Raw genomic sequence first — 21,444 nt, forward strand, 5'->3', positions numbered from 1 at the left:
CGTGTGTCTGCGGGGGCGGCCTCTCCCCCGCGAACAGGCAGGGCCGACAGTCGATTCTACGGGATGCGCGGCGCGTGTCCGCGTTGGGACGGTTCCGGCGTCCGCCTCTCGCGTTCTTAGAACCCTGCACCGACAACGAGGCGAATCGTCTGGCGTCGCTGCGAGCCGAGCGCATCGTCGCCGCACTCGAGATGGCGCGGCGGCATCCTGAGATCTACACGCACGACGCCGACTCCGACATGGCAGAGCGCTCGGCGATGCTCGATATCGCCCTGCGGCTGCGCATCTCGGAAGATCAGGTGCGCGAGCTGCACGGGACGGCACGCTGGGCGATGCGCCGTCTGCCCATGCTGTGGACACAGGCTCGAGATGGGTTCGCGACGATGACCGCCGTTCGCCAGGTCGTGACGCATCTCCACGCCATCCTGCCTGCGACGGATGCACCACAGGAGTTGCATGATGCCGTTGCCGCCGTCATCGCGAAGATCGACCAGGCCGCGTCCGAGTGGGTCCTGACGTGCGCGACCGAGGCTTTCCGACGCCGAGTCAAGCGGCGGATCGACGCCATCAGCGGCGATCTTGCCGCGCGTCGCCACACCGGGCGATGGCAGACCGCAAGGTGACCTGTGCCCCCGCGGGTGACGGGATGTCGTGGATCAGTGCGCTGGTGCCATCGCACGAGGCGGCCGCCGTGATGGGGCGTCTCACCGCCACAGCGAAGCACCTGCAGAAAGACCGCCGCGAGGGGCGCACACGGAGTCAGATCCGCGCCGACTTGTTCGTCTCCTGGCTGAAGGGGGAGGGCACAGCGACCGCAGTGAAGACGAAGCTCTTCGTGACCGTGCCTGCGCAGCTCCTGGCCGGCCAGCCGGTTCCGGTCGAGCAGGCCACGGTCGTCGGTGGCGACACGATTGACCCGATCACCGCGAAGCAGCTCTTCCTCGATGGCCGGTCGTTCCACCGTGTGATCACCGACCCGGTCAGAGGGGTGGTCGTCGACATGGACCGGCGAACCTATCGACCGACGCGCGCTCAGCGCGACTGGCTGATCGTGCAACACGGCACGTGCTCCCGCGACGGATGCTCGCGGCTGGCGGTCGATGCCGACCTCGACCACGATCGGCCCTGGTCACGGGGAGGTCGCACGAATGTCAGCGACCTTCGCCCTCTGTGTCCGCGTGATCACCGGCACCGGCACCGCACCCGTGCCGTTTATCGCACGCGACGAGATCGAACCGTCGAGGTCACCACACCGACCGGCTTCACGAGCGACGCTCCCCTGCCGTTCTGAACCGCGCCACCGTGTTCGCTTCGCCACCATGTTCGCTTTGCCGCCGCGTTCGCCGCGGGACCATGTTCGCCTCGCCCGCGCGTTCGCCGCGCGACCATGTTCGCCTCGCCACCGCGTCGCCGCGCGACCACGTTCGCTGCGACTCCTCAGAGCTGTGCGATCAGTTCTCGCACCGCGTCCGCGTAGCCCTCGATGCCACGACCGATCACCCGCACCGCCGCAACATCGTGCAGATACGAGTGGTGACGGAACTCCTCACGGGCGTAGACATCGGAGATGTGCACCTCGGCGAACGGAAGCGAAACCCCGGTCAACGCATCCCGGAGCACGACGGACGTGTGTGTCAATCCGCCGGGGTTGATCACGATTCCGGCGCAGTCTTCCCGCGCGGCATGGATCGCATCGATCAACACGCCCTCGTGGTTGCTCTGGATCGCGCGAACCTCGAAGCCCTCAGCGGACGCCGTCTCCGCAGTCAGCCGTTCGACATCGGCGAGCGTGGCAGTGCCGTAGATTCCGGGCTCACGAGTACCCAGAAGGTTCAGGTTGGGACCGTTGACGAGAAGAAGCCGCGAGTACGTCGTCACGAGGAAACACCAGCCGCGTCCACCAGTGACCGCGTCATCTCCGTTTCCGGACCGATCGAGGCCGTGAACCGCGCACCGGTGTCGACGAACCCTGCCCGGCGGTACGCCGCCTGTGCTCGGTCGTTGTCGACGTGCACATCGAGCGCGAGCGCCCCGTCACCGAGGGCGCGTGCCCATTCAGCCGCCGCAGAGAGCAGCGTGTCGATGATGCCCGCAGCGCGATGCTCTGGTCGGACGAAGACACCGACGACATCCCCGCGTGGCGCGGTCACGACGCGACCGTGATGATCGGTGTCACCGGCGTTCCGCCGGATCACGGTGACCGTGCCGACCCAGTCGCCATTCGACTCCGCGACGAACTGCGCGACCGTGTCGCCATCGGCGCTGTTGGCCGCCCGGTCCTGCCAGAACTCGTCCGGTCGCTCCGCCTCGGCCTCGTACGAGGTCAGAAAGGCGATCGAGGCGAGAGGATCACGGACTGCGTCGAGCCGCAGATCCCGCACACGCTGCCACTCGTCCGCGCGGACGCGCCGGACGGACACGCTCACGCGCCGACCTCCTGGTATGCGGCGAAGAGCAGCGACTCATCGGGTGCCTGCAACACGGTGGGCTTGGCGATGTCGTCGAGCAGGATGAACCGGAGCATGCCACCCCGGCTCTTCTTGTCGCGCTGCATCGTGGCGAGCAGCTGCGGCCACGCGCCGGCGCGGTACGACGTCGGCAGCCCCAGGGACTCCAGGATCGTGCGGTGCCTTTCCGCCGCAGCATCCGAAAGCCGTCCGGCGAGCCGAGAGAGCTCTCCGGCGTAGAGCATGCCAACCGAGATCGCCGCTCCGTGGCGCCACCGATAGCGCTCGGCGTGTTCGATCGCGTGGCCGAGGGTGTGACCGTAGTTGAGGATCTCGCGCAGGCCGGCTTCGCGGAAGTCGTCCGACACGACCTGGGCCTTCATATCGATGGCGAGCTCGATGGCACGACGGAACTCGTCGGTGGTCGTGTCGACGGCGCGCACGGGATCCGCCTCGATGATGTGGAGAATCTCCGGTGCCCAGATGAACCCGGCCTTCACGACCTCCGCGAAACCCGCAGTCGCCTCGTTCGGGCTGAGGCTGGCGAGTTCGTCGAGGTCACCGATCACCGCTGTCGGAGCCCAGAACGCCCCGACGAGGTTCTTCCCCTCACCGGTGTTGATGCCCGTCTTACCGCCGACTGCGGCATCGACGAGACCGAGCACAGTCGTCGGCACCTGAACCAGCTGCACGCCGCGCAGCCAGGTCGCCGCCACGAAACCGGCGAGATCCGTCACCGCTCCCCCGCCGTATCCGACCACCGCATCGCTCCGCGTGAAGTCCGCCTGCCCCATCACCTGCCAGCAGAACGCGGCGACCTCGACCCGCTTGCCCTGCTCGGCATCCGGGATCTCGGCCAACAGCACCTCGCGCGGCCCGTCCTGCGCATCCGCCAGCAGGCGTTCCCGCAGCTCCGCCGCGCGCACGGCCAGAGTCGGCGGGTGCACGACCAGAACCTTGCGCACTCCGGGTGCGAGCGCAGCAGACACGCGGTCCAAGACACCGCGTCCGATCGTGATGTCGTAGGCGTCGTTCCCGGTGACGCTGATGGTCGTCGTGCTCATCGCTGTTCTCTCCTCCATGCCACGATCTCGTCGGCAATTCTCTGCATCGGGCGTCGGGACGTGTCGAACGTCACCGAGGCCACCTCGTCGTACAAGTCTCTGCGCTCGTCGAAGATGCGCTTCCACCGCTCCAACGGGTCCTCTCCCGCCAGCAGGGGCCGACTGCCTCCCCGGATGCGATCGGCCACCGATTCTTCGCTCACCGTCAGGAAGACCACCGGATGCCGCTTCAGAAGGTCGCGTGTGCCGGGATCTGTCACCGCACCGCCACCGAGCGAGACCACACCACCCTCCGTCAGCGCGGTCGCCACAGCGGCGCGCTCCAATTCGCGAAAGCGCGCCTCACCCTGCTCGGCGAAGATCTGCGGAATGGGCCCATGCTCGGCAGCGATCCTCTTGTCGGTGTCGACGAAAGCCACACCCAGTCGACGCGCGACCCGTCGCCCGACGCTGGTCTTGCCGGCCGCCATCGGGCCGACCAGCACCAGCGTGAGAGCCTCAGTCTCGCTCGTCATGCGCGATGAGCGCCGCTTCGGACGCAGGGGTCGTGCGCAGTTCGGCGGGGATTCCCGCGAGGTACCCCTCGAGATTGCGTCGTGTCTCACGGATGCTGTCGCCCCCGAACTTCTCGAGCACCGCCCGAGCGAGTTCCACCGCGACCATCGCCTCCGCGACGACGCCGGCGGCCGGCACCGCGCAGACGTCGGAACGCTGGTGATGGGCAGTGGCGTCCTCACCCGTCGCGACGTCGATCGTGCGAAGCGCGTGCGGCACGGTGGCGATGGGCTTCATCCCGGCCCGGACGCGGAGCACGGTGCCCGTGGACATACCGCCCTCGGTGCCTCCGGCGCGGTCCGACCGGCGAGAGATCCCCTCCGCCGTGGCGAAGAGTTCATCGTGGGCGGCAGAGCCACGCCGACGAGTGGTCTCGAAGCCGTCGCCGACCTCGACCCCCTTGATCGCCTGGATGCTCATGAGCGCCTGGGCGAGGCGAGCGTCGAGCCGGCGGTCCCAGTGCACATGCGAGCCGAGTCCCGGCGGGAGTCCGTAGGCGAGCACCTCGACGATGCCGCCGAGGGTGTCGCCGTCCTTCTTGGCGTCGTCGACTTCGGCCACCATCAGCGCGGATGTCGTGGGATCGAAGCAACGCAGCGGATCCGCATCCAGCGCGTCCACGTCATCCGGCGTCGGCAGAGCCGAGCCGGCGGGCACCTGCACAGGACCGATCGAGAGCGTGTGGCTGACGAGGCGGATCCCCAGTTCGCTGAGGAACGAGCGGGCGATCGCCCCGAGTGCGACGCGCGCCGCCGTCTCCCGGGCGCTGGCGCGCTCGAGAATCGGCCGAGCCTCGTCGAAGTCGTACTTCTGCATGCCGACCAGGTCGGCGTGACCCGGTCGTGGACGCGTCAGCGGTGCGCTACGGCCGCGGGACTTGTCGGTGAGTTCCACGGGCTCGGGGTTCATGACCTCGATCCACTTCGGCCACTCCGTGTTGCCGATACGGAGCGCGATGGGGCTGCCCAGCGTCTTGCCGTGGCGCACGCCCCCGGAGAGCGTGAGCTCATCCTGCTCGAACTTCATCCGCGATCCGCGGCCATACCCGAGCTTTCGTCGGGCGAGATCGGCCTGAATGGCCTCGGACGACACCGGAACGCCGGAGGGCAGACCCTCCATGACGGCGATGAGTTCTGGGCCGTGCGATTCGCCGGCCGTGAGCACGCGGAGCATTGCTCCAGTCTCCCATGGGTTGACACAGCCGCTGCGCCGCATGTCGGGAGTGCCAGGTCAAAGTGCTTGCCCAGCGGCGCCGGGGGCGCGTTTGCGACCTTCCACCCAATCGTGGGGCCGCGCTACTGACCCCGCACGGGTCAGCGGGCGAGGAGCGCGTCGCGCATCGCCGCGATGACGGCGGCTTCGGCAGGAAGCTCGAGGGCGGGATCGCCGTGGCGAAAGATGCGGATCTGACGCACAGCCTGGTGCAGCAGCATCCCGAGTCCGGAGACGACCGGTGCACCGCTCCACGCCGCTGCGAGAGCCGACGGCCAGGGCGCATAGGCGGCGTCGAACAGTGCTCCTCCGGATGCCGCCAGCGGAGCGACGATGTCGGCGGGAAGTGCGGTGCCACTGGGCAAGGTCGCGATCGTGAGATCGACCGGGTCGGCAGCAGCATCCAGTGGTCCCCCAGCGACCGCGACCCCGATCCGCTCCCCCAGTTCCCTCAGCCCCACGGCCTGATCCGGTCGACGTGCCCGCACGTCCGCGCGGGTCGCGCCGAGCTCGGAAACCGCCACGAGCGCGGAGGCCGCCGTCGCACCGGCACCGAGGATGCGCACGTCTCGCACCTCGGAGATCCCGGCCTCCGTCAACGCGTCGACGATGCCCCCGACGTCCGTGTTGAAGCCGGCCATCTCGTCTCCCAGTAAGAGAGTGTTGACGGCACCGGTCAGTTCAGCATGACGATCACGGGTCGCGGCAGCCCGATAGGCCTGCTCTTTCAACGGCATCGTCAGGGAGAGGCCGCGCCATGTCTCATCGAGCTCGCCCAACGCCGTGGTGAAAGCATCCGCCGTCACCTGGCGTCGGTCATACTCCCAGTCGAGACCGAGGACGCGGTAGGCCGCGGCATGCAGGTCCGGTGACTTCGAGTGGACGATCGGGTCCCCCCAGACCGCGAAGCGCGATACGGGCACGATCTCAGCAGCCGCCCTCAGGGTTCGCCCGGCACCAGTCACGCCACTTCTCGATTCCTTGCTGGTGCTCTTCGTAGGTCTCGGAGAACTGGGTCTCGCCGGTGTCCAAGTTGATCGTGACGAAGTACAGCCAGGGACCGTCCGCCGGGTTCATGGCCGCGTTGATCGCCGCATCACTCGAGCTCGCGATCGGCGTCACCGGAAGACCGGTGTGCACGTACGTGTTCCAGGGGTTCGGATCTTCGAGCGCCTCGGCCGAACTGGACACGACCCCCTCGTGCAGAGTGCCGTAGCCGTACTGCGCCGTCGAGTCCATCTGCAGCATCATGTCGATCGCGAGACGGTTCTCGATGACGCGCGCGACCTTCGCGAAGTCGTCGGTCCGCCCCTCGCGCTGGATGATCGACGCGATCGTCAGCACGCGCTGCGCGTCGGCGTCAGGCACCCCCGCTGCGGCAAGCGACTCGCGGGTCCGGTCGACCATCGCCTGAACGACCTGCGTGGCGGTGACGTCGGGACCGAACGTGTACACAGCCGGGAACAGCCATCCCTCGAGGCTCTGAGCATCGACCCCATAGGCCGACGGGTCTTTGACGGCCGCTTCGAAGTCGGCGAGCGGGATGCCGAGTGTCTCGGCCATCCCGGGCAGCGAGGACACGATGGTGGCGCCCTCCCCGATGCCCACCGCGTTCTCGAGCTTGTTCGCCTCGTTCTTGAGAGCGTCCAGCGCCGCCTCGGCCGTCATCTTCTCCTGGAGCTTGTAGACGCCGGGATAGAACGTGGGGCTGAGGTTCTCCTCGAGGAGGTAGTCGTAGAAGACGCCCTCCGTCTTGGTCACTCCCGCCTCGAACAGAGCAGCCGACACGGGCTGCCCGGTGTCGCCTTCCTCGATGGTCACCAGCACCTCACCGGTCGCCTGTCCTGGCTCCCAGTCATCGGGCTCGCCCCAGCCCATCGCCTCGCTGATCCGGTCCCCGTACGTGTTCCAGACCCACAGCCCTCCGGCGGCGATGCCACCGAGGATCGCGAGGACGATGACGAGCGCGATCAGGCATCCGCGGCGCCTCTTCTTCGGCTTGCGAGGATCGACGTGATCGTCCTGCGCGGCGAACAGATCGTCGAGGCCACCACCGAGCGGAGGCGCGGGATCGGGAGCGGTGGGTTCGGATGCGGAAGCAGCGAGCTGCTCCGACGGCGCGCCGTCGGAGCGGAACCCGGCATCAGCGCCATCCCCCGTCGCGCCGGTCTGGGCGGTGCTCTTCACTGCGGCGGCGTCGCCGAGGTCGTCTCGTGGGCCTTCCGGAGGCGCGGACCCGTCGGATCCTGCCGGACGCGATGCTGCTGCGCGCGCGGCACGGCGCGAACCCGGGGTGGGGCCGCTGTTGTCCACCGTCGGGATCTGCGTCGTCGGGTCGGGAAGATTCTCGAACAGGTCACCCAGTCGGGTGTCTGGATCGTGCTGAGGGGAAGCACTCTCGCGTTCGGGCATGTCAGACGGGCTCCTCGTCACACGGGATAGCGGCACCGGCCGGGTTTCCGGTGCTCTTCTCCGTATCGATCGCCTGTTGCAACAACACCACTGCGGCGATCTGATCCACAATGCTACGAGACTTCTTCTGTGATCGCCCAGACGAACGCAAAGCGGCGTGCGCCGACACGGTGCTCAGACGCTCGTCCATCAGCCGCACGGCCACCCCGCTGCGGTTCTGCAGAGCGGCGGCGAACTCGCGCGCGTCCGTGGTGGAGAGCGTGTCAGCGCCCTGCATGTTCACCGGCAGACCGACGATGATCTCCAGCGGATCGTACTCCCGCGCGATCTCCACGATGCGGTCGATCGAGGTGTCGCTGCGGGGCACCGTCTCGACCGGAACCGCGAGCATCCCGTCAGGGTCGCATCGCGCGACACCGACACGGGCGCGCCCGACGTCGATGCCGAGACGCACCCCGCGACGGAACCCGCTCACGCGTCGTGCAGCTCCTGAGAGATGGCTTCCAGGGCCGCAGGCAGGGCCGCAGCATCCGCCCCACCGCCCTGTGCGACGTCGTCGCGACCGCCACCGCCGCCACCGAGGACGCCTGCGGCGCGCTTCGCGAGCGCGCCTGCCTTGGCTCCCGCCTTGCGAGCCGCATCGTTCGTGGCGACGACGACGACCGGGCGGCCGTTCACCACCGCACCGAGCGCCACGACCGCAGCAGCCGAACCCAGCCGCTCGCGCACACCGGTGACGATGTCACGGACGTCGTCGGCGGAGGCGACATCGCCGAGCGACTGCGCAGCGACCAGGAACGAACCCACGCGCTGCGCGGCCTCGGCGATCGCCGGCACCTGGCCCGCGCGCTCTTTGGCCTCGAACTGCGCGATGCGCTTCTCTGCGGTCTTCAGGCTCGCCGCGAGGTCGGCGATGCGCTCGGGCAGCTGCTCGCGAGGCGTCTTCAGCGAGGCGGACAGCTGCGAGACGAGGGCACGCTCCGCCGCGAGTTCTCGGAACGCGTCGGCGCCGACGAGTGCCTCGATACGACGGTTGGACGCGCCGACCGACGATTCGGCGACGACGCTGACGAGACCGATCTCGGCGCTGGAGTTGACGTGCGTACCGGCGCACAGCTCGCGAGACCAGGGCCCGCCGATGTCGACCATCCGGACGACGTCTCCGTACTTCTCACCGAAGAGCGCCATCGCGCCGGCCTCCTTCGCCTCGTCCAGCGAGACGATGCGCGTGGTCACCTCGAGTGCATCCTGCACGGCCCGGTTCGTGATCTCCTCGATCTCCGAGCGGGTCTCACCGGAGAGCGCCTTCGACCAGGAGAAGTCGAAGCGCATGTAGCCGGCACGGTTGAGCGAACCGGCTTGCGTCGCGGAAGAGCCGAGAGTGTCGCGCAAGGCGGCATGCACGAGGTGGGTCGCCGAGTGCGCCTGACGTGCGGCGCGGCGGTTCTTCGCGTCGACCACTGTCGTCGCGGCGTCGTCGACGGCCACGCTTCCGCGCGAGACCTCGACGGTGTGGCTGATGAGCCCGGACACGGGGCGCTGAACGTCGAGGACTTCGAGTTCGAACCCGGGGCCGACGATCGTACCCTTGTCGGCGACCTGACCGCCGGACTCCGCATAGAGCGTCGTCTCCGAAAGCACGACCTCGGCAATCTGCCCCTCGGTGGCGCTCCGAACCGGAACGCCGTCGACCAGGATGCCGAGGACACGGGACTCCACCTCGAGGGCTGTGTAGCCGTCGAAGCCCGTCTCCCCCAGTGCGCGGAGGTCGCGGTAGACGGACACATCGGCGAGCTGACGCTTGCGGTTGCGGGCGTCGGCCTTGGCGCGCTGGCGCTGCTCCTGCATCAGGGTGTCGAAGGCGGTGCGGTCGACGCTCAGGCCGGCCTCTTCGGCGACCTCGAGGGTCAGATCGATCGGGAAGCCGTAGGTGTCGTGCAGCAGGAACGCCTCGGAACCGCTGAGCGTCTGCGCGCCGCTCTGCCTGGTCTGGTCGAGAGCCAGGTCGAGGATCGTGGAGCCCTGAGCGAGGGTGCGACGGAACGTCTCCTCCTCGGCGAAAGCAGAGGCGGAGAGCGTCGACCAGTCCGACTCGAGCACCGGGTACGCCGACTTCATCGCATCGCGCGACGCGGCGAAGAGCTCCGGGAACACCGGCTCGTCGACTCCCAACAGGCGCATCGACCGCACCGTGCGGCGCATGAGGCGGCGGAGGATGTAACCGCGGCCCTCGTTGGAGGGGCGCACCCCGTCGGAGAGCAGCATCAGCGACGAGCGGACGTGGTCCGCGACCACACGGAAGCGGACGTCGTCTTCGTGGTCTGCGCCGTAGCCGCGTCCGGTGAGCTCGACGGCTCGATCGAGGACAGGACGAACCTGGTCGGACTCGTACATGTTCTCGACGCCCTGCTTGAGGAACGCCACCCGCTCGAGCCCCATGCCGGTGTCGATGTTCTTCATCGGCAGTTCGCCGACGATGTCGAACTCGGTCTTGCTGCGGATGTTCTCGATGAAGTCCTGCATGAACACGAGGTTCCAGATCTCCAGGAACCGCGAGTCGTCGACGGCAGGGCCACCATCCTTGCCGTAGGAGGGGCCGCGGTCGAAGAAGATCTCGGAGTCCGGCCCGCCGGGACCCGGCTGGCCCGTGTTCCAGTAGTTGTCCGCGCGCCCGAGCCGCTGGATGCGCTCCGGCTTCAATCCGATGATGTCGCGCCAGATGGCCTCAGCCTCGTCATCGGTCTCGTAGACCGTGACCCAGAGGTCCTTCTCGTCGAATCCGAGACCCCCATCGGCCTCGGAGCTGGTGAGCAACTCCCAGGCATAGCGGATCGCACCTTCTTTGAAGTAGTCGCCGAACGACCAGTTGCCCATCATCTGGAAGAACGTGCCGTGACGGGCCGTCTTTCCGACCTCTTCGATGTCGTTGGTGCGGATGCACTTCTGCAGGTCGGCGATGCGCGGATGCGGAGCGGGAACGACGCCGGTGAGGTACGGGATCATCGGCACCATTCCGGCGACCGTGAACAGCAGCGACGGGTCATCGCTGACCAGCGACGCGGACGGAACGATGAGGTGGTCGTTCTTCTCGAAGAAGTCGAGGTAACGCTGCGCGATTTCCGCAGTTTTCATAGAAGTGCCAGGTGTCCTTGCGTGGAGTGCGGCGCCGGGGCGCTGCGATGGATCAGTTGTCGCCCGGCTCAGCGAGCCGTGCCTCCTGCTCGCGGTAGGCGTCGCCGATGATCCCCGTGAACTCGTTGATCCTGGCGTCGACCTCGGCAAGGAGGTCGTGACCGCGCGGGTCCTTGCTCATGAAATGAGCCGCGACGAAGCCGCCGATCAACCCCATCAGGAACCACTGGACTTTCTTCATGTCGTCATCCTTGCCGTTGTCCGCGAAGGCGCGGTATTTCCCATCGTAAGGGGAAACGACAGGAGGCGTCGGGGGTGCCCCGACGCCTCCTGCTGTTGCTCTGAAAGGAGCGGTGACTCAGCGAGCCGCGTAGTACTCGACGACGAGCTGCACTTCACAGGTCACGGGGACCTCGGCGCGCTTCGGGCGACGAATCAGACGAGCCTGGAGCTTGTCGAGCTCGACCTCGAGGTAGCCCGGAACGGGGGGAAGCACCTCGGCGTGACCGCCGGCTGCTGCCACCTGGAAGGGCTCGGTGCCCTCGCTCTTGGCCTTGACGTGGATGAGCTGACCCGGCTTCACGCGGAACGACGGGCGGTCGACGAGCTGGCCGTCGACGAGGATGTGGCGGTGCACGACGAGCTGACGAGCCTGCGCGGTGGTGCGGGCGAAACCCGAACGCACGACGAGGGCGTCGAGACGCATCTCGAGCAGCTCGACCAGGTTCTCACCGGTCAGGCCGTCCTGACGGCGAGCCTCGTTGAACGTGTTGCGCATCTGCTTCTCGCGAATGCCGTACTGCTCGCGGAGACGCTGCTTCTCACGCAGACGGACGGCGTAGTCGCTGTCAGCCTTGCGCTTCGTACGGCCGTGCTCGCCCGGAGCGTAGGGACGCTTCTCGAGGTAGCGCGCGGCCTTCGGGGTGAGCGGGATGCCGAGGGCGCGGCTGAGCCGAACCTTGCGGCGGTCCTGGGACTTCGTGGTCACGAAGTGATCCTTCCGATGACGTGGTCGCGACTTTCGCGACTCACGGACGTATCGTCCGCGTTCTGCCTTGGAGCGCACGCCGGGGCGCCGACAAGGTGGGGTGTGAACGAGGAGATGCCCGAAAACTCGGTTTCGAGCCGGTCAAGTCTAACAGACGGGCTCTGCCGTCACCGATCGCCGAGAATCCGGCGGATCCGCTCGAGGCGCGCCGAGATGTCCCGCTCCGACCCCAGGGCCTTCGGCTCGTAGTAGCGTCGGCCGTCGAGTTCGTCGGGCAGGTACTGCTGCGGCACCACCCCGTACTCGCTGTCGTGCGAATAGACGTAGCCTCTTCCGTGGCCGAGGCGCTTCGCCCCCGGATAGTGCGCGTCACGCAGATGCAGCGGCACCCGGCCGAAGCCGCCCTTTCGGATGTCCGCGATCGCCGCGTCGATCCCGACGTACGCCGCGTTGGACTTCGCCGTGGTGGCGAGATAGACGGTCGCCTCCGCAAGCGGGATCCGCCCTTCCGGCATGCCGATGAAGGCGACGGCGTCGGCGGCGGCGACGGCGATTCCCAGGGCCTGGGGGTCGGCGAGACCGACGTCTTCCGAGGCGGAGATCACCAGACGTCGCGCGATGAAGCGAGGGTCTTCCCCCGCCTCGATCATGCGTGCCAGGTAATGCAGAGCCGCGTCGGGATCGGACCCCCTGATCGACTTGATGAAGGCACTGATGACGTCGTAGTGCTCGTCGCCCTGACGGTCGTAACGCAGTAGAGCTTTGTCCACGGCCTGGGCGACATCGTCGGCGGACACCTCGGGCACACCGTGCGCCGCCGGGGGTTCGGGAACATCAGCGTCGTCCGTTTCCGCAGATTCGCGTTCCGCCGTCGTCGCATGGGATCGAGCGACGGCGGCGCCGGCTTCGAGGCCGGTGAGCGCTCGGCGGGCATCACCGGAGGCGAGCCGGATGAGCGCGGACCGCGCCTCGTCGCTCAACGTCACCGCTCCGTTCAGACCGCGCGCATCGGTGACCGCCCGGTCGACCAGGAGCCCGATGTCGGCATCCGTCAGGGGCTGGAGGGTGAGGAGCAGAGAACGCGACAGCAGCGGGGAGATCACGGAGAACGACGGATTCTCCGTCGTCGCCGCGATCAGGATGACCCACCCGTTCTCGACGCCCGGCAGCAGTGCGTCCTGCTGAGCCTTGGTGAACCGATGGATCTCGTCGAGGAACAGGATGGTCGTCTGCCCGTAGAGGTCGCGCTGGGTGATCGCCTCCTGCATGACCTCGCGCACATCCTTGACGCCGGCGGTGATCGCCGAGAGCTCGACGAAGCGTCGCCCCGACGAGCGCGCGATCGCCTGGGCGAGGGTCGTCTTCCCCGTTCCCGGAGGACCCCAGAGGATGATCGAGACCGCGCCGGGCGAACTCGCATCAGGATCGGCCAACGCCACGATCGGAGACCCGGCACGCAGCAGATGCTTCTGCCCGGCGACCTCATCGAGAGAGATGGGGCGCATGCGCACGGCGAGGGGCGTCTGCCCGGAGAGCAGCGCGGCAGGGGACGTCATCACTCCAGGCTACTGGCGGCCCCTGACAACGGCTGCGCCGACGGAGGCACCCCGGCCACGGCGGTAGGCTCTGAGGCGACGTCGAGTTCAGACGACCGAGGAGATGCAGGGCATGGCCGGACGCGGTTCCAGGAACGCACAGCAAGCACGCACCCAGGCGGAGCGCGCTCGCCTGCACACCGCGCGCACGATCTGGCATCAGGGCCAGATCCGTCGCCGCACGCGGGACAACGTGATCGCCGCCATCGTCGGAGCGCTCATCGTCATCGCCGCGATCGGCAGCCAGGTCGTGCACGCGCAGGTCAACGCGCCCGAGCCGACCCCGTCACCGTCCGTCAGTCCGTCGGTCGCCCCCACACCGGCTTCCGAGACCCCGGTACCGCTCCCCTCCGACACTCCTGCCGAATGACCCCCGCCCTCACAGGCGCACGATCCGCATGTGAGAGCTTCGCACCACGGCTGTAACGCTTCGCACGATCGACCGAAACGCGCGAGGACGATTCTGGGCACAACGAGCTCTACGCTCCCCGTCCCAGTGGAGGCCGCCTGTGTCCTACGTAAAACCCGCCGAACTCGTCACCCGCATGGTCGATGCCGGTGCGTACAAGATCCAGATGTCCACGAGGGACACCCTGATCCGATCATTCATGGGCGCAGCCCTGCTGACGATCGCCGCCGCATTCGCCGTCACCGTGTCGACGAACACCGGCCAACCACTTCTCGGCGCGATCCTGTTCCCGGTGGGCTTCGTCATCCTCTACCTGCTCGGATTCGACCTCCTCACCGGTGTCTTCACGCTTGCGCCCCTCGCCGTCCTCGACCGCCGCCCCGGCGCCACCATCGGCGCGGTGCTGCGGAACTGGGGACTGGTGTTCATCGGGAACTTCGGTGGCGCATTCCTGGTCGCGGTGCTGATGGCGATCTACTTCACGTACGGTTTCACGACGGCGCCGAGCGCGGTCGGCGACGCGATCGGCGAGATCGGTCACGGCCGGACCCTGGGCTACGCGGAGCACGGCGCAGGGGGAATGCTCACGCTGTTCATCCGCGGGGTGCTCTGCAACTGGATGGTGTCCACCGGTGTGGTGCTCGCGATGATCTCGGACAACGTCGTCGGGAAGATCGTCGCCATGTGGTTGCCCATCATGCTGTTCTTCTACATGGGCTTCGAGCACTCCATCGTGAACATGTTCCTCTTCCCCTCGGGCCTCCTCCTCGGCGCCGACTTCACGATCATGGACTATCTCATCTGGAACGAGATCCCGACCGTCCTCGGCAACCTCGTCGGTGGCCTGCTGTTCGTCGCCATCCCGCTCTACATCACGTACGGTCGCACCGCGACCCGCAAGGTGCGCGTTCGGCGCGGCAAGGATGCCCGGTCCACGGAGGGCGTCGCAGTCCTCGTGGCATCGGGCGTCGCGGCTACTTCTGCCCCTCGTGCGGATGCAGAAGCCCACGGTGTCCCCGAAGCCACAGCAGAGCCGGCTGCGGAGCCGGCGAACGTCGGCTGAGCAGCAGACGATGGCCCGGCGAGTTCGCGCTCGCCGGGCCATCGCGGTCCCGACCTCGGCAGTGCCGAGACTCAGATCTCGGTGACCGCGAGACGATAGCCGCGCTTGACCACTGTCTGCACCAGATCGACCCCGGACAGCGCCTCTCGCAGACGGGCGACCGCCACCTCGACGGCGTGTCCGTTGCGGTCGCCGCCCGGCAGCACCCGGCTGATCTCGGCGCGGGACAGCACCCGCCCTCCCGCCACGAAAAGCGCCTCGACGAGGCCCGCAGACGTGCGTGACAGCGGGATGAACCGGCCGTCGAGGAGAACACCGCCGCTGCGCACGGCGAGGCGCCCGGCATCCGTCTGGATCCACGGCGCCCGGCCGCCGCCGAAGTGGGCGATCACGCAGCGCGCGAGCGAGCCGAGCCGGCCGCGGTCCGCGACGATCGTCTCAAGGTCTGCGGCGATGAGCGGCCCCGCGGTGATCGGACCCACGGCCGCCAGCAGCAGGCGCCCCGTGGCCGCACGACGCCGGATGCCGTCGAGTGCGCCGGCTTCCTCGGCGACCGCGAGCCACGACGCCGCACCCGGAGCCGAGGTGAACAGGACGGCATCGGCCTCTCCGGTCCCCGCCTGAAGCGCGGAGCGACGCACGACCTCGGGATCCGGTGGGGGCCCCCACCGATACACCGTGACGCTGACCACGTCGGCACCCGCCCCCGCGAGGAGCTCGTCGAGCCCATCGGACCCCGCGCCGTGGTGCTGCACGACGATTCGCTTCCCGGCGATTCCCGAAGCGAGCAGGTACTCCCCCACTTCCGCGGAGGTCTCCGAATCCGCCACCCAGTCCGCCGTGAACCCGGCCTGCTGGATCGCTCCGTGCGCTTTGGGTCCCCTCGCGACGAAATGCGCACCACGAAGCGCCGCATCGACGCGCTCGTCGAGACCGTGCTCGTGAGCGGCATCCATCCACCCGCGGAAGCCGACGCCCGTGGTCACGACGACGATGTCAGGCGGGTCAGCGATGAGGTGCTCGGTGCGTCGCATCAGCTCGGCATCGTCGGCGTTGGCGACGATGCTCAGGGCCGGCGCCCGGTGCACCTGCGCCCCCCGCCGTTCCAGCGCCGTGGCGAGGTCGACCGAACGACGATCCGCCGCCACGATGATGGTGCAGCCGGCGAGTGCGGAGTCGAGTGTCGACGCCACCGTCACGCGCGAGCCTCGGCGAACTGCGATGTCGACGGCAGGAGCAGTCCTGCCCGAGCGACGTCGCCGATCACCACGACTGCGGGATTGATCACGTGAGCCTCCTCTGCGTCGGCAACGATAGCGCCGAGAGTGCTCCGGATCGTGCGCTGTCGCGCGGTGTGTCCGTTCTCGACGATTGCGACGGGGCGATCGGCGGGAATGCCGTGGTGCAGTGCTGACGAGGCGAGACGCGGCAAGGCGGCGACGCCCATCAGGACGACGGTCGTCACCGACGTGTCGGCGAGAGACGCGAGCGTGCTCTCGGTGAACGGACCCTGACCGTTGACGACGTGAAGGGCGGATGCCACGCCGCGATGCGTCACCGGGATCCCGGCCGACTGGGGCACGGAGATCGCGCTGCTCACACCCGGCGTGACCGTCACCGGGATGCCGGCCGCTTCGCACGCGAGGACCTCTTCGCCTCCGCGCCCGAGCACGAACGGGTCGCCACCCTTCAGCCGCACGACGCGCCTGCCGGCACGGGCGTGCGCGACCAGGAGTTCGTTGATCTGCGCCTGCGGTACCGGGTGGTGCCCCGGACGCTTCCCCACATCGATGACCAAGACCTTCGGTCCGAGCTGGGCACGGATCTCGTCCGCGGGTCCGAGCCGATCGACGACGACGACATCAGCCTCGGCCAGCAGCCGATGCGCGCGCAGGGTCATCAGATCCGCGGGGCCGGGCCCACCGCCCACGAGATCGACCCGCCCCGCTCGCCGGACAGTCGAGGGGCGCGTCGTGAGCGGGCTCGCCCGCCGTAGGAACGGGAGCCTCACGCGTGCACCTCCTGTCCGGTACCGGCTGCTGTTGCTGCGGCGACTGTGGTTTCCGAGAGGTCGAGCAGCACGGACCCGTCGACCACTCGGATCGGCCAGACGCGCAACGTCGCATCCGGCTTCCCCTGCGTCTCGAGGCAGACGCCGGTGCGTAGATCGAACACCTGTTTGTGCAAGGGTGAGGCGACCGTCGGAGCATCCCCTCGACTTCCGACGATCCCGCGCGAGATGACGTTGGCGCCGCTGTAGGGATCGAGATTCGACACGGCGTGCACGGCACCGTCCGCGAGGAGGAAGAGAGCCACCTGCTCACTGCCGAGAAGCGCGGCACGACCGCGTTCGACCTCCAGGTCGGTGAGGGCGCAGACCCGGACCATCGTGTGTTCCGCGGTGCCGATCATCGCCGCACCTCCAGAGCCGTGCCGGCGATGAGCACGGCACCCGACCGTCGCTCCTCCGTCGTGGCGGGTCGGATCTGACCGCGCTCGGCCACGTAGGCCAGCGAGGGATCCGGGGTATCCGCAGCGTTGACGAACGACCGGAACCTCTCGAGCTTCTGCGGGTCGCGCAGCGTCGCCGCCCACTCGTCCTCATAGCGTTCGACGTGGATCGCCATCGCGGCGTCCAGGTCGTCGCAGATTCCGAGGCTGTCATCGAAGATCACCGAGCGGAGGCCGTCGAGCCCGCCCTCGAGGTCCTCGCACCAGGGGGCTGTGCGCTGAAGACGATCAGCTGTCCGGATGTAATACATGAAGAACCGATCGATCGCCCTGATGAGTCCCTCGTCGTCCAGATCGGAGGCGAGAAGCTGCGCGTGCCGCGGTGTGAACCCTCCGTTGCCGCCGACGTACATGTTCCAGCCCGTCTCGGTCGCGATCACGCCGACGTCCTTCGAGCGCGCCTCCGCGCATTCGCGGGCGCACCCGGAGACCCCGAGTTTCAGCTTGTGCGGCGCACGCAGCCCGCGGTACCGCAGCTCCAGCTTCACCGCCATCCCCACGGCATCCAGTACTCCGAATCGACACCAGGTCGAGCCGACACAGGACTTCACGGTGCGCAGCGACTTGCCGTAGGCGTGTCCGGACTCGAACCCTGCGTCGACGAGCCGCTCCCAGATCATCGGGAGCTGTTCGAGACGGGCGCCGAACATGTCGATCCGCTGGCCGCCGGTGATCTTCGTGTACAGGGCGAAGTCCTTGGCGATCTGACCGATCGCCAGCAGGCCGTCCGGAGTGACCTCGCCACCCGGCATCCGCGGCACCACCGAATAGGTGCCGTCCTTCTGCATGTTCGCCATGACGTGATCGTTGGTGTCCTGCAGGGCCGCGTTCTCTCCCTCGAGCACGTGCCCGCCGACGAGGGACGAGAGAATGCTGGCGATCGCCGGCTTGCAGATGTCGCAGCCGCGGCCACGGCCGAACCGCTCGACGATCGAGCTGAACGTCGACAGCTCCGCCACCCGGACGGCGTCGAACAACTGTCGCCGCGACATGTCGAAGTGCTCGCACAGCGCATTCGAGACCGTCTGTCCGAGTTTGGTGAGTTCCTGCCCGACGACCTTCTTGACCATGAGGACGCAGGAACCGCACGTCGCGCCCGCCTTCGTGCAGCCCTTCACTGCGGCGGCATCCCGGCATCCTTCCTCGTGCACGGCCTGGCGGATGCGCCCCGCGGACACGTTCGAGCACGAGCAGACGACAGCCTCATCCGGAAGCTCTCCGCCCGGAGCCTCATTGCCGCCCTCCGGCAGAAGGTAGGCCGACGGGTCTGCGCCGAGCTTCGCCCCGACGAGAGGACGCAGCGCTCCGTATGCCGCGGCGTCGCCGACCAGGATGCCGCCGAGCAGCGTCTGTGCGTCATCCGACAGCACGAGCTTCTTGTACACGCCCGCCACCGGGTCTGCATAGACGACGTCGAGGGCGTCCGGGGTGCGGGCGAGCGCATCGCCGAAACTGGCCACGTCGACGCCGGACAGCTTGAGCTTCGCGGATTCGTCGTAGCCGGGGAAACTCGCGTCGCCTCCGAGCAAGCGGGTGGCCGCCACCTCCGCCATCGCGTAACCGGGCGCGACCAGACCGACGCACCGGTCGTCGAAGTTCGCCACCTCGCCGATCGCGAGGATGTCCGGGTCGGAGGTCGAGCATCTTTCGTCGATCAGCACGCCGCCGCGTGGGTGCACATCCAGTTCTGCGTTCCTGGCCAGCTCGTCGCGAGGTCGCACACCGACGGTGAAGACGACGACATCCGCGCGCTCGAACGACCCGTCCTGGAACTCCAGAGCGGTCACGGCACCGGACTCGTCCGGGTCGAGCCGCGTGGTCCGAGCCTGGGTGCGCACCCGGATCCCCCGGGCCTCGAGGAGCCGCTTCAACATCCCGCCACCGGCCTGGTCGAGCTGCGCGGACATCAGTCGATCCGAGTACTGCACGACGGTGGTGTCCACCTCCAGCCCCTGCAGCGCCCCCGCGGCTTCGAGACCGAGCAGCCCTCCGCCGATGACCGCGCCGCGCAGGGGACGACCGAGCATCTGCGAACGCTTCGCCACGAACTCGCGCAAGGACTGGACATCGTCGAGCGTGCGATACACGAAGCAGCCGGGGAGATCCGCCCCGTCCACGGCTACTCTCGCCGCGAACGAGCCGGTGGCGAGGACGAGCGTGTCGTAGCCGTATGTGCGCCGCGACCGGGTCCGTACCGACCGCGCGCCGCGATCGATGTGCAGCACCCGGTCGTTCGTCACCAGTCGGACGCGCGCATCCTTGAACACCGACCGGTCGAGTTGAAGGTCGTCGGGGGTCGCCCCGGAGAAGAAGCTCGTCAGTCCGACGCGATCGTAGGGCCCCCGCCCTTCGTCGCCGATCACCGTCACTCGCACGTCGGCATCGGCGCGGCTGAGCAGGCTCTCCACGAAGCGATGCGCCACCATCCCGGCGCCGATGACCAGGATGTCTTTCGTCGAGGGTGCGGTGTCGTCCATGGGGCTCCTGTCGACCGGGGGAAGTGTCGTGCTGGCGACGATAGGAGCGGCGTGTTTCCCCCGTGTGCTTCTGCGTGTTTCGCCCGTCGAACGATCTCCTCACAGATCGGTAACGACGGTGTGAGAAGAGCATGACCTCCTCGCCGAGGCGGGCGTACTAGGCTGAGCCTCGTCCTTTCCGCCTCCCGCGGCCCGACCGCGCAAGGAGAATCACGTGTCTGCCACCGAGCCGTCGAAGCCGACTCCCCCCATTCCCGCACCGCCCGCGATGCCGATGCCGCGAAAGGCGCCGACGCCGGCGACCGTCGCGCCGGTCACCACTGCGGCGGTGTCCTCGTCATCCGCCGCCGAATGGGGCAGAGTCGCCGAAGACGGCACCGTCGAGGTCCGCGAGGGGGACACCTGGCGCGTCGTCGGTCAGTACCCTGACGGGACCCCCGACGAGGCCCTCGCCTACTTCGTCCGCAAGTTCGAAGACATCGCTTTCAAGGTGCACGCTCTCGAGCAGCGCCAGCAGGCGGGCGGCGCTTCTGCAAGCGACCTCGCCAAGCAGGCCGGTCACCTCATCGATGAGGCGACGGATGCCGCAGCAGTCGGTGACCTCGCCGGACTCCGTGACCGCCTGAACGCTCTCACCGCCTCGCTGTCCGAGGCGACTGAGCAGGAGCAGCAGCGCGCGAAGGAACTCGTCGACCAAGCGATCGCTGAGCGCACGGCGCTCGTCGAGCGCGCAGAGGCCATCGCCGCGCGCGACCTCAGCAAGGTGCAGTGGAAGCAGGTCACTGCCGAACTGGGAGAGCTGTTCGACGCGTGGCAGGCGCAGCAGCAGAACGGCCCCCGCCTTTCGAAGAGCGTCTCGCAGCAGCTCTGGAAGCGTTTCCGCGACGCGCGTGCGACGGTCGACAAGCACCGTCGGGCGTTCTATGCAGAACTCGATGACACGCACAAGGCTGCCCGCGACGTGAAGTCGCGTCTGGTCGAGCGAGCCGAAGCTCTGGCACCGCGCGGGACTGACGGCATTCCCGCCTATCGCACACTCCTCGACGACTGGAAGGCGGCCGGCCGCGCAGGGCGCAAGGCCGACGACGCCCTCTGGGCCCGCTTCAAGGCAGCCGGAGATGCGCTCTATGCCGCGCGCGCCGAGCAGAGCGCCGCGGAAGAGGCCGAGTCCGCCCCGAAGATCGAAGCTCGCGAGGCTCTCCTCGAAGAGGCCAAGGCCGTCGCCGACGAGTCGAACATCAAGCGCGCACGCGCCCTGCTCACCGGCATCCAACGTCAGTGGGACGAGCTCGGCCGCATCTTCCCCCGGGAGAAGGAACGCGCGCTCGACGACAAGCTGCGCACCATCGAGCAGGCCCTGAAGGCCCGCGAAGAGGTCGACTGGAAGCGGAACAATCCGGAGACCAAGGCTCGCGCGAACGACATGAGCTCGCAGCTGCTCGAGGCCATCGAGAAGCTCGAAGCCGAACTCGCCGCGGCCGAGAAGACCGGCGACAAGAAGGCGGCGAAAGCGGCATCCGACGCGCTCGAGGCGCGTCGCGCGTGGCTGAGCGCTCTCGGCGACTGAGGCGCTTCTCCA

At 68.2% G+C, this 21,444-nt stretch carries 21 protein-coding genes; 5 read left to right on the top strand and 16 right to left on the bottom strand.

The window, feature by feature from the left end:
- Positions 1 to 74: 74 nt before the first annotated feature.
- Both D7252_RS14825 and D7252_RS14830 read left to right on the top strand, forming a co-directional pair.
- The gene (locus tag D7252_RS14825) at positions 75 to 623 is read left to right on the top strand and encodes a hypothetical protein (protein WP_120776082.1); all 549 of its coding nucleotides are present in this window, start codon (positions 75 to 77) and stop codon (positions 621 to 623) included.
- A complete protein-coding gene (locus D7252_RS14830; protein ID WP_120776083.1) occupies positions 605 to 1,291 on the top strand; it encodes an HNH endonuclease signature motif containing protein in 687 nt (228 codons plus the stop codon). The genes D7252_RS14825 and D7252_RS14830 overlap by 19 nt, the downstream gene beginning before the upstream one ends.
- Positions 1,292 to 1,437: 146 nt before the next feature.
- Here D7252_RS14830 and aroQ read toward each other — a convergent pair whose 3' ends face one another.
- From aroQ to D7252_RS14890, 12 genes are all read right to left on the bottom strand, one after another.
- Positions 1,438 to 1,878, bottom strand: a complete 441-nt coding sequence (gene aroQ / locus D7252_RS14835; protein WP_120776084.1) for a type II 3-dehydroquinate dehydratase — start codon at positions 1,876 to 1,878, stop codon at positions 1,438 to 1,440.
- A complete protein-coding gene (locus tag D7252_RS14840) occupies positions 1,875 to 2,426 on the bottom strand; it encodes a GNAT family N-acetyltransferase (protein WP_120776085.1) in 552 nt (183 codons plus the stop codon). Before D7252_RS14840 ends, aroQ begins: the two co-directional genes overlap by 4 nt.
- Positions 2,423 to 3,511, bottom strand: a complete 1,089-nt coding sequence (aroB, locus tag D7252_RS14845) for a 3-dehydroquinate synthase (protein ID WP_120776086.1) — start codon at positions 3,509 to 3,511, stop codon at positions 2,423 to 2,425. Before aroB ends, D7252_RS14840 begins: the two co-directional genes overlap by 4 nt.
- Positions 3,508 to 4,026, bottom strand: coding sequence for a shikimate kinase (locus tag D7252_RS14850; RefSeq protein WP_120776087.1), 519 nt, complete (start codon positions 4,024 to 4,026; stop codon positions 3,508 to 3,510). The genes aroB and D7252_RS14850 overlap by 4 nt, the downstream gene beginning before the upstream one ends.
- Positions 4,010 to 5,239 carry a chorismate synthase gene (aroC, locus tag D7252_RS14855; RefSeq protein ID WP_120776088.1) on the bottom strand — a complete coding sequence of 410 codons (1,230 nt, stop codon included), beginning with the start codon at positions 5,237 to 5,239 and terminating at the stop codon, positions 4,010 to 4,012. The genes D7252_RS14850 and aroC overlap by 17 nt, the downstream gene beginning before the upstream one ends.
- A 140-nt stretch (positions 5,240 to 5,379) precedes the next feature.
- Positions 5,380 to 6,201, bottom strand: a complete 822-nt coding sequence (locus D7252_RS14860) for a shikimate dehydrogenase (RefSeq protein WP_308162503.1) — start codon at positions 6,199 to 6,201, stop codon at positions 5,380 to 5,382.
- 4 nt (positions 6,202 to 6,205) lie between these two features.
- Positions 6,206 to 7,690, bottom strand: a complete 1,485-nt coding sequence (mltG, locus tag D7252_RS14865; RefSeq protein WP_120776089.1) for an endolytic transglycosylase MltG — start codon at positions 7,688 to 7,690, stop codon at positions 6,206 to 6,208.
- 1 nt (position 7,691) lies between these two features.
- Positions 7,692 to 8,165, bottom strand: coding sequence for a Holliday junction resolvase RuvX (ruvX, locus tag D7252_RS14870; RefSeq protein ID WP_120776090.1), 474 nt, complete (start codon positions 8,163 to 8,165; stop codon positions 7,692 to 7,694).
- A complete protein-coding gene (gene alaS, locus D7252_RS14875) occupies positions 8,162 to 10,822 on the bottom strand; it encodes an alanine--tRNA ligase (RefSeq protein WP_120776091.1) in 2,661 nt (886 codons plus the stop codon). The genes ruvX and alaS overlap by 4 nt, the downstream gene beginning before the upstream one ends.
- Positions 10,823 to 10,874: 52 nt before the next feature.
- On the bottom strand, positions 10,875 to 11,063 hold the full coding sequence (locus D7252_RS14880) for a hypothetical protein (RefSeq protein WP_120776092.1): 189 nt from the start codon (positions 11,061 to 11,063) through the stop codon (positions 10,875 to 10,877).
- Between the two features lie 117 nt (positions 11,064 to 11,180).
- Entirely contained in the window at positions 11,181 to 11,810 is a 630-nt protein-coding gene (rpsD, locus tag D7252_RS14885; protein WP_120776093.1) for a 30S ribosomal protein S4, read from the bottom strand.
- Positions 11,811 to 11,977: 167 nt separating this feature from the next.
- Positions 11,978 to 13,366: a replication-associated recombination protein A gene (locus D7252_RS14890; protein WP_120776095.1), complete on the bottom strand. Its 1,389-nt coding sequence runs from the start codon at positions 13,364 to 13,366 to the stop codon at positions 11,978 to 11,980.
- A gap of 112 nt (positions 13,367 to 13,478) precedes the next feature.
- Here D7252_RS14890 and D7252_RS14895 point away from each other — a divergent pair, with 112 nt between their 5' ends.
- Positions 13,479 to 13,775 carry a hypothetical protein gene (locus tag D7252_RS14895; RefSeq protein WP_120776096.1) on the top strand — a complete coding sequence of 99 codons (297 nt, stop codon included), beginning with the start codon at positions 13,479 to 13,481 and terminating at the stop codon, positions 13,773 to 13,775.
- 139 nt (positions 13,776 to 13,914) lie between these two features.
- Positions 13,915 to 14,877, top strand: coding sequence for a formate/nitrite transporter family protein (locus D7252_RS14900; RefSeq protein ID WP_120776097.1), 963 nt, complete (start codon positions 13,915 to 13,917; stop codon positions 14,875 to 14,877).
- 71 nt (positions 14,878 to 14,948) lie between these two features.
- On the opposite strand, the gene D7252_RS14905 is transcribed toward D7252_RS14900, so the two are convergent.
- The 4 genes from D7252_RS14905 to nirB are packed head-to-tail and all read right to left on the bottom strand — an operon-like array spanning position 14,949 to position 19,865.
- Positions 14,949 to 16,076, bottom strand: a complete 1,128-nt coding sequence (locus D7252_RS14905; protein ID WP_259461110.1) for a uroporphyrinogen-III synthase — start codon at positions 16,074 to 16,076, stop codon at positions 14,949 to 14,951.
- Entirely contained in the window at positions 16,073 to 16,888 is an 816-nt protein-coding gene (gene cobA, locus D7252_RS14910) for a uroporphyrinogen-III C-methyltransferase (RefSeq protein ID WP_183055311.1), read from the bottom strand. The genes D7252_RS14905 and cobA overlap by 4 nt, the downstream gene beginning before the upstream one ends.
- Positions 16,885 to 17,289, bottom strand: a complete 405-nt coding sequence (gene nirD, locus D7252_RS14915; RefSeq protein WP_120776099.1) for a nitrite reductase small subunit NirD — start codon at positions 17,287 to 17,289, stop codon at positions 16,885 to 16,887. The genes cobA and nirD overlap by 4 nt, the downstream gene beginning before the upstream one ends.
- Positions 17,286 to 19,865 (bottom strand): nitrite reductase large subunit NirB, encoded by a 2,580-nt coding sequence (gene nirB, locus D7252_RS14920; RefSeq protein WP_183055312.1) that lies wholly within the window; start codon positions 19,863 to 19,865, stop codon positions 17,286 to 17,288. Before nirB ends, nirD begins: the two co-directional genes overlap by 4 nt.
- 214 nt (positions 19,866 to 20,079) lie before the next feature.
- Between nirB and D7252_RS14925 the strand changes: the two genes are divergently transcribed.
- The gene (locus tag D7252_RS14925) at positions 20,080 to 21,432 is read left to right on the top strand and encodes a DUF349 domain-containing protein (RefSeq protein ID WP_259461111.1); all 1,353 of its coding nucleotides are present in this window, start codon (positions 20,080 to 20,082) and stop codon (positions 21,430 to 21,432) included.
- The last annotated feature ends 12 nt before the right edge of the window (positions 21,433 to 21,444 follow it).

It is taken from the genome of Microbacterium sp. CGR2, from assembly GCF_003626735.1.
In the GTDB taxonomy this organism is placed as follows: domain Bacteria; phylum Actinomycetota; class Actinomycetes; order Actinomycetales; family Microbacteriaceae; genus Microbacterium.

Coding starts and splice junctions, on each gene's coding strand:
- D7252_RS14830 (WP_120776083.1), top strand. CDS start 605: ATGGCAGACCGCAAGGTGACCTGTGCCCCCGCGGGTGACGGGATGTCG.
- aroB (WP_120776086.1), bottom strand. CDS start 3,511: ATGAGCACGACGACCATCAGCGTCACCGGGAACGACGCCTACGACATC.
- D7252_RS14850 (WP_120776087.1), bottom strand. CDS start 4,026: ATGACGAGCGAGACTGAGGCTCTCACGCTGGTGCTGGTCGGCCCGATG.
- aroC (WP_120776088.1), bottom strand. CDS start 5,239: ATGCTCCGCGTGCTCACGGCCGGCGAATCGCACGGCCCAGAACTCATC.
- mltG (WP_120776089.1), bottom strand. CDS start 7,690: ATGCCCGAACGCGAGAGTGCTTCCCCTCAGCACGATCCAGACACCCGA.
- alaS (WP_120776091.1), bottom strand. CDS start 10,822: ATGAAAACTGCGGAAATCGCGCAGCGTTACCTCGACTTCTTCGAGAAG.
- D7252_RS14880 (WP_120776092.1), bottom strand. CDS start 11,063: ATGAAGAAAGTCCAGTGGTTCCTGATGGGGTTGATCGGCGGCTTCGTC.
- D7252_RS14890 (WP_120776095.1), bottom strand. CDS start 13,366: ATGACGTCCCCTGCCGCGCTGCTCTCCGGGCAGACGCCCCTCGCCGTG.
- D7252_RS14895 (WP_120776096.1), top strand. CDS start 13,479: ATGGCCGGACGCGGTTCCAGGAACGCACAGCAAGCACGCACCCAGGCG.
- nirD (WP_120776099.1), bottom strand. CDS start 17,289: ATGATCGGCACCGCGGAACACACGATGGTCCGGGTCTGCGCCCTCACC.
- nirB (WP_183055312.1), bottom strand. CDS start 19,865: ATGGACGACACCGCACCCTCGACGAAAGACATCCTGGTCATCGGCGCC.